The sequence below is a fragment of the Ramlibacter sp. genome, assembly GCF_035554825.1.
GTDB lineage: Bacteria > Pseudomonadota > Gammaproteobacteria > Burkholderiales > Burkholderiaceae_C > Ramlibacter.
On record NZ_DATMHS010000002.1, the window covers coordinates 19,846 to 31,748 of the forward strand.

The 11,903-nt window shown below is 71.8% G+C and carries 5 protein-coding genes; all 5 read right to left on the reverse strand.

Annotation, left to right across the window (positions count from 1 at the left end; genetic code table 11):
* Positions 1-146 precede the first annotated feature (146 nt).
* The gene (glgA, locus tag VNT59_RS00135) at positions 147-1,607 is read right to left on the reverse strand and encodes a glycogen synthase GlgA (RefSeq protein WP_325495420.1); all 1,461 of its coding nucleotides are present in this window, start codon (positions 1,605-1,607) and stop codon (positions 147-149) included.
* Entirely contained in the window at positions 1,604-6,676 is a 5,073-nt protein-coding gene (locus VNT59_RS00140) for a malto-oligosyltrehalose synthase (RefSeq protein ID WP_325495422.1), read from the reverse strand. Before VNT59_RS00140 ends, glgA begins: the two co-directional genes overlap by 4 nt.
* On the reverse strand, positions 6,673-8,514 hold the full coding sequence (treZ, locus tag VNT59_RS00145) for a malto-oligosyltrehalose trehalohydrolase (RefSeq protein WP_325495424.1): 1,842 nt from the start codon (positions 8,512-8,514) through the stop codon (positions 6,673-6,675). Before treZ ends, VNT59_RS00140 begins: the two co-directional genes overlap by 4 nt.
* Complete coding sequence (gene glgX, locus VNT59_RS00150) at positions 8,498-10,705, reverse strand: glycogen debranching protein GlgX (RefSeq protein WP_325495426.1); 2,208 nt, start codon at positions 10,703-10,705, stop codon at positions 8,498-8,500. The genes treZ and glgX overlap by 17 nt, the downstream gene beginning before the upstream one ends.
* Positions 10,702-11,903: glucose-1-phosphate adenylyltransferase (locus VNT59_RS00155; RefSeq protein ID WP_325495428.1), on the reverse strand; the 1,202-nt coding region annotated here is incomplete at its 5' end. The genes VNT59_RS00155 and glgX, both read right to left, overlap by 4 nt.

The window sequence follows — 11,903 nt, forward strand, 5'->3', positions numbered from 1 at the left end:
GTTCTCGTTGCCGGGGATGATCTGCCGGGGCAACTCGACCGCATGTGTCATGGAACAGAGGGCGATCGGGTACGTTCGCCACTGCGGCCGTGGCCGGCCGGCGCAGTCGAATGACGTGACGAAATTACGCTATGTTTCCGCCGACGTTAGCCTCGGCCCGCCCGTTCCAGCGCCTGCTCGTAGACCCGGACATAGTGGGCTGCGCTCTGCTCCCAGCCGAAGTCGCGCGCCATGCCGTTGGCCTGGATGCGCCGCCACTGCGCCGGCGCGCGGAACGCCTGGCGCGCCCGCGCCAGCGCGTCCTGGAAGCCCGCCGCATCGGCCGACGCCATCACGAACCCGGTGCCCTGCTGCGGGTCCGCCGTGGCATCGACCACCGAGTCCACCAGCCCGCCGGTGGGCGAGACGATCGGCGGAGTGCCATAGGCCTGGCTGTACATCTGGTTCAACCCGCACGGCTCGAAGCGCGAGGGCATCAGGAAGCAGTCGGCGCCGGCCTCGATCAGGTGCGCCAGGCTCTCGTCGTAGCCGAAGGTGGCCGCGATCGCGCCGGGATTGGCCTGCGCCGCGGCCTGCAAGGCGTCGTGCAGCGCCGGCTCGCCCTGGCCGAGCACCGCCAGCTGGCCGCCCTGCGCCAGCAGCGGCTCCAGGTGGCGCAGCACCAGGTCGATCCCCTTTTGCGCGGTGAGGCGGCTGACCACCCCGAACAGCATCGCTTGCGGATCGAGGGCGAGGCCGCAGCGCCGCTGCAGCGCCGCCTTGTCGGCGGCCTTGCCCGTGAGGTCGCGCGCGGTGTAGCGGTTGGGCAGCAGTTCGTCCCGCGCCGGATTCCAGACCTGGGTGTCGATGCCGTTGAGAATGCCGGTGAGGCGGCCGGCGCCCGCCTGCAGCACGCCGTGCAGGCCGAGGCCGAAGCGCTCGGTCTGGATCTCGTGCGCATAGGTGGGACTGACCGTGGTGATCGCGTCGGCGAACTGCAGTCCGGCCTTGAGCATGGACACGTGGCCCCAGAATTCGACGCCGTCGATGCCGCGCCAGTGGTGCGGCACCCCCAGCAGGTCGGCGACGTACATCGGGAACAGGCCCTGGAACGCGATGTTGTGAATCGTCATCACGCTCGCCGCCGCGGCGCGCCCGCCGAGCCGCGCGCGCGCCAGATACAGCGGCGCGAAGCCGCACGGCCAGTCGTTGGCATGCACGACGTCGGCCCGCCAGTCGCGGCAGGGGCTGGCGTCCGTGCCGAGCGCGGCGGCGATCCGGCTCAGGAATCCGAAGCGCAGCGCGTTGTCGTGATGGTCGCGCCCCTGCACGTCGATGTACGGCCCGCCGCTGCGCTGGTAGAGCGCCGGGCAGGCCAGCAGCAGCAGCGTGACGCCGTTGTCGGTCTTCACCGGCAGCAGCTGCGCGGCGGGGAAGGGCCCCTCCGGCGGGATATCGATCGTGTCGAACGCTTCGCCGGCGACGCGCAAGCCCGTGTAGGCCGGCATCAGCAGCCGCACGTCGTGGCCCAGGCGCGCCAGGGTGGCCGGCAGCGCGGCACTCACATCGCCCAGCCCGCCGGTCTTCACGTAGGGCGCGCACTCCGGCGTGGCGAACAGGATGTTCATGCGGCGGGACCTCCTTGGGCGGGAACCAGGACGGCGAAGGGTAGCGCATCCGCATCCGCGAACACCTTGGCCAGCGCCAGCGCGTTCGCCGACCGCGTGCCCCGCTCGATCTCGCGGCCGGTGAGCCAGTCGCGCCACACCGTGCGCCCGAGCGCCGACTGCTGCTCGTCGAAGCGGATGGCGGTGTCGCCCCATGCCGCTGGCCCCCAGCGCCCGTCCTCGCCGCCGCACAAGGTGTAGGTCAGACGGGCGGCGACCACCAGCACGACCTGGTCCTGCTGCTGGCGCGCGTAGGCCACCGCGTGATCGGCCGCCGCGCCCTCGACGACGAGCGAGGTGTAGGCGCCGTCGCGGAACAGGGCGGGCCAGGCGCGGCGCAACTGCAGCAGCCGCCAGGTGACCAGCTGCTTCAGGCGGCCGTCGCCGATTGCGCGCTGCAGGCGCTGCCAGTCCGCGGCGTGCGGCCAGCGGCCGGCATACAGCGCCTGCAGCCCCGCCAGGTCGGCCGCCAGTCGCCCGAAATCGACCGCCCGCCGATTGTCGGGATCGACCAGGCTGAAGTTCCACTGCTCGCAGCCCTGGTAGATGTCGGGCACGCCCGGCGCCGTGAGCTTGAGGGCGACCTGGGCCAGGCTGTTACGAAAGCCGAAGGGCGCGAGCCTGGCCACCATGCGGTCCAGTTCGTCGGCGAACGGATTGGGCTGGCCGGGCCGCAGCAGCGCGTCGACGTAGCGCGCCAGCGCCTCTTCGTAGGCGGCGACCGGCGCGGTCCAGCTGGTGTCCAGCTTGGCCTCGCGCGCCGCCTTGAGCATGTAGGCGCGCACCCGCTCGCGCAGCTGGTCGCGCTCGGCGTCGCCCGGCGGCGTCGCCGGCCACAGCCCGACCAGCGTCTGGTACAGCAGCCAGACGTCGTTGCGGCTCGGGGCGGGACCGCCCTCGGTCTCGGTGACGTAGCGCTCGGCCAGGCCGGCGAGGCGCGCCAGGCTCTCCTGCCACAGCGGCGGATCCTCGGCCAGCACGTCGATGCGGGCGCGCAGGTCTTCGCCGCGCTTGCTGTCGTGGGTGGAGGTGGCGAGCAGCGAATGCGGCTTGAACCGCGACCGGGCCTGGTTCGCCGCGTGGAAGGCGGCCACCGAGATGCCGAAGCGGCGCGGATCGCTGCCGACGTCGTTGAGCGACGCGAGCCGCAGGTAGCGGTAGAACGCCGTGTCCTCGATCGACTTGGCCATCACCGGCGCGGTGAACTGCTGCCAGCGCGCGATGAAACGGGCCCGCTGCTGCGGGTCGGCCCGCGCCGCCTCGCCTTCGCCGAACAGCACGTCGCGCAGGTGGTCCAGCACGCCCGCCTCGGCGCCGCCGAGCCGGCGCTTGGCCGCCGCGACCGCCCAGTCGGTGTGCTGCCGGTCGCTGGCCGCCGGCGGCTCGCCGTCGCGCAGGTAGGTGCGATAGACCGGGAACGCCGCCGCCACTTCGGTCAGCGCCAGCCGCAGCCGGGTGCGCGTGAAGTCGCGGGTGCGGCGGTTCGCCTGCGAAATGCGGTGCAGTGCCTGGGTGAGCCAGCCCAGCTCGCTGGTGAGCGAGCTGCCGATGATCAGCTTGCGGCAGTCGTAGGCGATCTCGTCGAAGTCCTGGCGGCGGCCGGTGAAGGCGCGCTCCAGGCGGTCCACCGCTTCCTCCTGTGCGGCCGGCACCAGCAGCCCGTTCACCAGGCCGGCGAACCGATAACCGGTGTCGCCATGCACCGGCCAGGCGCCGGGCAGCTGCTCGTGCTCCGCCAGGATCTTCTCGACCACCAGGTACAGCGCCCGCGGCTCGTGGCCGGCGACCGCGGCGCCGCGCGCGTACTGCGTCTGCAAGCGCTGGAAATACTGCTGCGGATCGGACAGGCCGTCCGGATGGTCGATCCGCAGCGCCGCGAGCTGCCCGGCCTGCAGCCAGCGCAGCAGCAGGCGATGGGTCGCCTCGAACACCTCGGGCCGCTCCATGCGCAGCGCCGCCAGCGTGTTCACGTCGAAGAAGCGGCGGTAGTTGACGTCGTCGCTGGCGGCGCGCCAGTCGGCCAGCCGATAGGCCTGGCGCGCGATCAGGCGGTCGAGCGGGTCGAAGCTCGCGGCCTCGCCGGCCTGCCCGTTCAGGTGCGCCAGGCAGTCGCGGATCCAGCCGGGCAGCCAGTGGTGCTGCTGCGCCAGCCGCGCCAGGCTCTTCTTGTGGATCGCGGCGTCGCGCACCCGGGCCCGGCGTTCGGGCGCGCTGGGCGTGTCGCGCGGCGGCAGCCGGGCGAAGGAATCGAGCAGGGACTCGACCACGGCCCGGCTGTCGGCTTCCTGCTCGTCGCGCGGCGCCGGCGGCGGCAGCACGTCGAAGACGTCGCGGTAGTGCGCGGGATCGAGCGGGAAGCGGTGGGCGTAGTAGCGCAGGCAGAACTCGCCGGCCGCCGGGTCGAACTGCAGCTGGATCTCGCCGGCCTCGAGCACCCGCCCGTAGTGGTCGCCCAGCACCGGCAGCAGCACGCGTCCCGTCGTGTCGAGCGCGGCCGGCTGCCACTCGATGTCGAAGGTGTCGGCATGCTCCGAGGCCGGCCCATGTTCCAGCAGGTCCAGCCACCACGCGTTGTCGGCCTCCAGCACGCCCATGTGATTGGGCACCACGTCCAGCATCTGCCGCATGCCGGCGCGCCGCAGCGCGTCGCACAGCCGCTCGTGGGCGGCGCTGTCGCCGATCTCGGGATTGAGCGCGGTGTGATCGACGATGTCGTAGCCGTGGGTGCTGCCGGGGCGTGCCCGCAGGTACGGCGAGCTGTACAGATGGCTGATCCCCAGCGCCTGCAGGTAGGGCACGGCGCGGGTGACCTGTTCGAAGGTGCAGCCCTGGTGGAACTGGATGCGGTAGGTGGCGCCGGGGATGTCGGCGCTGTCCAGGGGCGGCAGCGGCGCGGCGGTCTCCTCCAGCGGCGCCGGCCCGCTGCGCTCGGCGCGCAGCACGGCCGCCAGCGAGGTGAAGCGAGGCTCGCTGGCGAGCTCCTCCACGCTCACCGACAGCTTGCGCCGCCAGTTGGGATAGACGTCCTCTGTGGTGCCCGGCACGTTCACCTGCAGCAACTGGCCCGACACGTCCTCCAGCTGCACGCCCAGCAGCCAGCACGGCGTGCGGGCGAGGTAGGCGTACACGGCGTCGACGAATGCAGGCGTGGCGTCGGGCACCGAGGTGGCCTGCACGCTGGCGCCCGGCGGCAGCAGCGACTCGTGCTGCAGCGCGAACAGCAGGCGCGCCCGGTCCTGGGCCCGGCCCAGCACCAGCGCCTCGCGCGCCGCCTCGCTCGGATAGAGCCGCAGGCGGGCGGCGAGCTCGATGTCCTCGCCCAGCCAGAAGCCGCGCAGGGTCGGCAGGTCGTGCGTGCTGACCACGGCCATCGCCTGCCGCTGCCATTGCGCCGGCGGCAGGAAGCCGCCGTCGGCGGTGCGCTCGAACAGCAGCGGCCGGTACGAGACCAGCGCGCGTTCGTGCATCGCCTCGCGCATCCGCGGCGCGACGTTGCCGAGGTCCTCGCCGATCACCAGGCATTGGTGCCGGTGGCTCTCCAGCGCCAGGATGGCCAGCAGCGTCGCCAGCGGATAGCGCACGTAGGTGCCGCCGTCCGGGCCGGTCCAGAACAGCCGCATCAGGCCCATCACGTGATCCAGCCGCAGTGCGCCGGCATGCCGCATGTTGACGCGCAGGATGTCGATGAAGGGCCGGCAGCGGGCCGCTTCCAGCGCCACCGGGTTGACCGGCGGCAGTCCCCAGTCCTGGCCCAGCGTGTTCAGCGGATCGGGCGGCGCGCCGGCGTGCATGCCCAGCGCGTAGAGCTCCGGCTGCTCCCAGGTTTCGGCGCCGCCCTCGTTGGCGCCGACCGCCAGGTCGCAATACAGGCCCAGGCCCATGCCGAGGGTGCGCGCGTAGCGCTGCGCCGATTCGAGCTGCAGCTCCGACAGCCACTGCAGCCAGAAGCGGTACTGAACGGCGCCGGCGTGCTCGCGCTCGAACGCCTGCACCGCCGGCGAGCCCGGGTCCCGGTACTCGCGCGGCCAGGCCGGCCAGCCCCAGACCTGCGGGTCGGCGGCGAACAGGTGCTCCTGCAAGGCCTCGAACAGGGCGTGGCGCGCGAGCGTGTCGCGTCGCTGCGCCACGTAGTTGGCGAAGTGCTGGCCGCGCGAGGTGTTGCCGGCGAGGTCCCGCTGCTCGAAATGGCGCCACAGCAGCCGCAGCACCTCCTGCTTGGCGGCGGCCACGCCGGCATAGTCGACCAGCTCGGTCTCGCGCAGCGCGCGCAGCCGGGTCTGGAAGCCCTCGGAGTGGACCAGTTCCACCGCGGCGGCGCAGCCGCTCAGGTCGACCAGCGACTGGACGTCCAGGTAGATCGGATTGAGCGCCGTTCGGCTCGACGGGCTGTAGGGACTGGCCGCCGCCGGGGCGTGCGGAAACAGCGCGTGCAGCGGGCTCAGCCCGATAAAGGAGGCGCCGTGGCGCGCCGCCGCCTCGATCAGGCGCCGCAGGTCGCCGCAGTCCCCGATGCCCCAGTTGCGTCCGGACCGCAGCGCATACAGCTGCACCGTGCAGCCCCACCAGCGCTCGCCTTGCTGCAGGCCGCTGGGCACCCAGCAGCGTTCGGGCGCGACCACCAGCAGGCTGTAGCCGGGCTGGTCGTCGTCCGCCACCAGCCGCCAGTACCCGGTCTCCAGGGCCGGGGGCAGCACGAGCACGTGCTCGTCGCCTTCGCGCAGCGCGATGCCGCGGTGCGCCACCTGCTCCGGCGCCTCGTCGCGCGCCAGGGTCCAGGCGACGGTCCGTCCCTCCCGGGCCGGCCAGCGCAGCTGCTGGCCCGGCACGGCCGGCTGCACTGGCGGCAGGCCGTCGGGCCGGCTCGGCGGCGCGCCGACAATGCCCATTGCCGCCAGCGCCCGGCGCAGCACCGGCTCGGGCACCACCACGTCCTCGTGCCAGAAGCTCTCGTAGCGCAGGGCCACGCCGGACTGCTCGGCAAGTTGCGCGATCTCCGGCGCGACGCAGTCGGTGCCTTCGGCTGCGCTCATACGGCCGGTGCGCCCATGAGCCAGCGGGCGGCCCAGGCGGGCCACACCTCGTCCGGCGTGCCTTCCGGCCACGCGTGGTGCAGCAGCTCGCGCGCCTGCGCCAGCGGCGGCGTGGCGAGCGGGACGTGCAGCGGCTGGGACCCCAGGTTGATCTCCAGCATCAGGATCTGGCCGTCGCGATAGCGCCAGCAGACCCGCAGGCCGGTGTCCGCCAGGCGCTGCGCCGTGTGCTGGCCGGTGAGCAGCAGCGGTTGGCGCGGCGCGATGTGCTCGCGGCGCACGGCGAGCGCCGCGGCGACCAGCTGCAGCGCGCGCCGGCCTTCGGGCGTGCGCGCGTGCGCGCGATCCGGGCGGCTGGCCTCGAAGGTGGCGGCGTCGCATGGATCGGGCAGTTCGACCGGCGTGCCGTCGGCCGCGCGCGCCATGTGGCCGAACTCGCGCTGCCGGCCCCGCCGCACGGCGTCGCGCAACTCGCCGTGCCAGTCGGCGAAGTAGCGGAACGGCGAATCGGTGCCGAACTCGTCGCCGAAGAACAGCATCGGCGTCGCCGGCGTGAGCAGCGACAGCAGCAGCGCGAGCGGCGCGGCGCCCGGCGGGACCAGCTGCCCCAGCCGCTCGCCCAGGGCGCGGTTGCCGCTCTGGTCGTGGTTGTTGGCGCAGTTCACCATCGTTCCCAGCGGCTGCGGCGGGGCCTCGCGCGGCTCGCGGCGCGCGCCGCCCGGCTGCCGTTCCGAGGGCTCGTACAGCAGGCCGTGGGTGAGGGCGCGCGCCAGCAGGTTGAGCGGCTCGCGGCCGTAGTCGTGGTAATAGCCGCGGGTCTCGCCGGTCAGGGTCACGTGCAGCGCATGGTGGAAATCGTCGTTCCACTGGCCGTCGAAACGGCCCGGCCGCGGCGTGGGCGACAGCCGACCGTGGTGGTTGTTCTCGTTTTCCAGCACCAGGTGGACGTGGCGGCCCCGCGTCGCCGCGCGCACGGCGCGGGAAATCTCCTCGACCACGTCCGGGCGGCTGCGGTCGACGATCGCATGCACCGCATCCAGGCGCAGGCCGTCGATGCGGTACTCCTGCACCCAGTAGAGCGCGTTGTGGATGAAGAAGTCGCGCACCACCCGGCTGCCGCCGCCGTCGAAGTTGATGGCGGCGCCCCAGGGGCTGGCGTGGGTCTCCGAGAAGAACTGCGGCGCGTACTGGCCCAGGTAGTTGCCGGCCGGCCCGAAGTGGTTGTAGACCACGTCCAGGAACACCATCAGCCCGAGCCGGTGCGCCTGCTGGATGAAGTGCTTGAATTCGTCGGGCGTGCCGTACGCCGGCTGCGGGGCGAACGGCAGCACGCCGTCGTAGCCCCAGCCGAAGCGGCCGGGGAACTGCGCCACCGGCATCACCTGCAGCGCCGTGATGCCCAGCCGCGCCAGGTCCTCCAGCCGTTCGCCGGCGGCGGCGAAGGTGCCTTCGGGCGTGAAGGCGCCGACGTGCATCTCGTACAGCACCACCTCCGACCACGGCCGCCCGGTCCAGTCCTCGTCCCACTCGAACTGCGCCGGATCGACGACGCAGCTCGGCTGCATCACCCCGTGCGGGTTCTGGCGCGAGGCCGGATCGGGCACCAGCAGTTCGCCGTTGATGTGCCACCGGTAGAGCGTGCCGGCCGTCGCATCGGCCACGTGGCACTCCCACCAGCCGTCCGCATCGCAGGCCGCCGGCACCAGGCGCGGCGGCATGCCGACGCCCGCGTCCAGCGCCAGCTCGACCCGCCGCGCGGCCGGTCCCCAGAGCCTGAAGTCGACGCCGCCTGTCGGCGCCAGCGCAGCGCCGAACGGCATGTCATGCCGGCTGCGCATCGGCGGGCTCCTGCGGGGGTTCGGGGTCGCGGGGGACCTGGGTCAGCACGGCCATGGCCCGCGACTCCAGTTCGAGCTTGCCGCCCGCGCCGATGGTCATCGCTTCCTCGCGTTCGAAGTGCCCTTGCGCCGTGTCGACGCGGATCGTCCATTCGCCTGGCGCCACGGTGGCGTCGGGCAGCGTGAACCAGACCGGATCGGGGCTGGCGTTGAACAGCAGCAGCACGCTTTCGCCCGGCGCCGCCGCCGCCACCCGGCCATCGAGCAGCGCCGCGACGCAGCGCACCGCCGGGTTGTCCCATTCCTCCTGCGTCATCGGCAGGCCCCATACGCTGAACCAGCTCACGTCGCGCCGGCCCTGCTCGTCGGGCTCGCCGCTCAGCCACCGGTTGTGGCGCAGCACCGGGAACTCGCGCCGCAGCCGCATCACCGCTTCGGCGAAGGAGCGCAGCGGGTCGTTGCGGCGTTCGTCGCTCCAGTCGATCCAGCTCACCGGATTGTCCTGGCAGTACGCATTGTTGTTCCCGCCCTGGGTGCGGCTCATCTCGTCGCCGCCCAGCAGCAGCGGCACGCCGCGCGACGTGAACAGGGTGGCGATGAAATTGCGCTTCTGCCGCTCGCGCAGGGCGAGCACGGCCGCGTCGTCGGTCGGCCCCTCGGCGCCGCAGTTCCAGCTGCGGTTGTGGCTCTCGCCGTCGCGGTTGTCCTCCTCGTTGGCCTCGTTGTGCTTCTCGTTGTAGCTCACGAGGTCGTGCAGGGTGAACCCGTCATGGACGGTGATCATGTTGACGCCGGCGCTGGGGCGCCGGCCGGCCGGTGCGTAGATGTCGGCCGAGCCGCAGAGGCGGGCCGCGAACTCGGGCAGCGACCCGTCCACGCCGCGCCAGTAGTCGCGCATGGTGTCGCGGTAGCGGCCGTTCCACTCGGCCCAGCCGAGCGGAAAGCCGCCGACCTGGTAGCCGCCGTCGCCGATGTCCCAGGGTTCGGCGATCAGCTTGACCCCGCGCAGCACCGGGTCCTGCGCCGCGGCGCTGAGGAACGGCGAGCGCTGGTCGTAGGCACCGGCGCCGTTGCGGCTGATCGCCGGGGCGAGGTCGAAGCGGAAGCCGTCGACGTGCATTTCCTGCACCCAGTAGCGCAGGCTGTCCATGATCAGGCGCAGCGTCGCGGGATGACTGGCGTCCACCGTGTTGCCGGTGCCGGTGAAATCAAGGTAGTGGTGGCGGTTGTCGGTCAGGCGGTAGTAGGAGGGGTTGTCGATGCCCTTGAAGCACAGTGTCGGCCCCAGGTTGTTGCCCTCGCAGGTGTGGTTGTAGACCACGTCGAGGATCACCTCCAGCCCTGCCTTGTGCAGCGCCTTCACCATGCGCCGGAAGTCGTTGAAGTCGCCGCCGGCGCAATAGCGCGGGTCGGGGGCGAAGAAGCCGACGGTGTTGTAGCCCCAGTAATTGGCCAGTCCCATGTCGATCAGCCGGCGCTCGTCGTTGAACGCGTGCACCGGCAGCAGTTCGACCGAGGTGACGCCCAGGCGCTTGAGGTACTCGATGACGGGCGCCGTGGCCAGCCCGGCGAAGGTGCCCCGCAGGCCCGTGGGCACCTCCGGCATCTGCATGGTGAAGCCGCGCACGTGGGTTTCGTAGAAGACGGTGTCCTCCATCGGGATCCGCGGCGGCGCGTCGTCTTCCCAGTCGAACGCCGGATCGACCACCAGGCATTTGGCGGCGCCCGCGGCGTTGTTCACGGTGTCGATCTTCAGATCGCGGTCCGGGCCGCCGAGCTTGTACGCGTACTGCCACGCCGCGCCGCGCAGCGGCCGGTCGATGGCCCTGGCATAGGGGTCGAGCAGCAGCTTGTGCGGGTTGCAGCGCACGCCGCGCGGCGGATCGTAGGGGCCGTGCACGCGCAGGCCGTAGCGGCAGCCGGCGCGCAGCCCGGGCACGAAGCCGTGCCAGACGTGGTCGGTGCAGCAGGGCAGGGTGATGCGGCGGATCTCGCGGGTGCCGGTCGAGTCGAACAGGCAGACCACCACCTGCTCGGCGACGCTCGAATAGACGGCGAAGTTCACCCCCTCCGGCTGCAGGCTCGCGCCGAGCGGCCACGGCTGCCCGGGCTCGCAACGCTGCGGCAGGCCGGGATCGGGAGCTGTCGGACGCCGGGCGGAGGAAGGCTTGTCGACGGCCTTCGCCGTCATGCAAGCGCCTCCTGCCGCAGCACGGTTTCGGCGCCGCTGTCGAATTCGCGAACGATGAACGACGAGCCGTGGGCGCGCGGCGGGAAGTAGCCGGCGGGCACCACCACGACGCCGCCCTCGCTGACGTGGAACCGCTTGCGGTCCTCTTCCAGGTTGAAGCCGATGCGCTCCAGCGGCGGCACGTCGTTGTCCTGGTCGATGATCGCCCGGCGCACCTGGGCGCCGCGGCCGATGCGCGAGCGCTCCATGATGATGCAGTGTTCCAGGCGGGCCGAACGCTCGACGTGCACCGAGCGCCGCAACATCGCGTGGTCCAGCGAAGCGCCGTCGATGACGCTGCCGGAGCCGACCACCGAGCGGTTGATGATGCCGTTCTCGATCTGGGCCGACTCGGCCGGCTCGGAGCTCGCGTAGATCGGCCACTGGCGGTTGGTCATGCGGAACTTGGGCGCGGCGCCCAACGTGTCGAAATGCGCGTCGTAGTACGCATCGATGGTGCCGACGTCGCGCCAGTAGCCTTGCTCCTCGTACGGCTCGGTGCCGGGAATGACGTTGGTGTCGAAGTCGTAGGCCACCAGCTTGTGGCTCTTGACCATGGAGGGCAGGATGTGCTTGCCGAAGTCGCTGTCGCCGCTTTCGCGCATCTTGCGCAGGGCCTTGAGCAGCACGTCGGCGTTGAAGATGTAGTTGCCCATCGAGGCCAGCGCGTGGGTGCGGCTGCCCGGCATCGGCCTGGCGGTGCGCGGCTTCTCCTTGAACTCGACGATGCGATGGTGCTCGTCGGTTTCGACGATCCCGAACTGGTCGCACTGGTCCAGGCGCACCGGCAGCGTGGCCACGCTGGCCTGCGCGTCGCACCGGACGTGGAAGTCGATCATCTGGCGCACGTCCATGCGGTAGATGTGGTCGGCGCCGAACACCGCGACGATGTCGGGCCGGAAGCTCTCGATCAGGTGGATGTTCTGGGCGACCGCATCGGCGGTGCCCTGGAACCACTCCTTGCCGTGCCGCATCTGCGGCGGCACCACCGTGATGAAGTGCTGCGGGATGAAGCGCGCCATGGTCCACGACTGGCGCACGTGCTCGATCAGCGACTGCGACTTGTACTGCACCAGCAGGTAGGTGGAGTAGATCTCCGAGTTCACCAGGTTCGACAGGACGAAGTCCACGATGCGGTGCTTGCCGTTGAACGGCACGG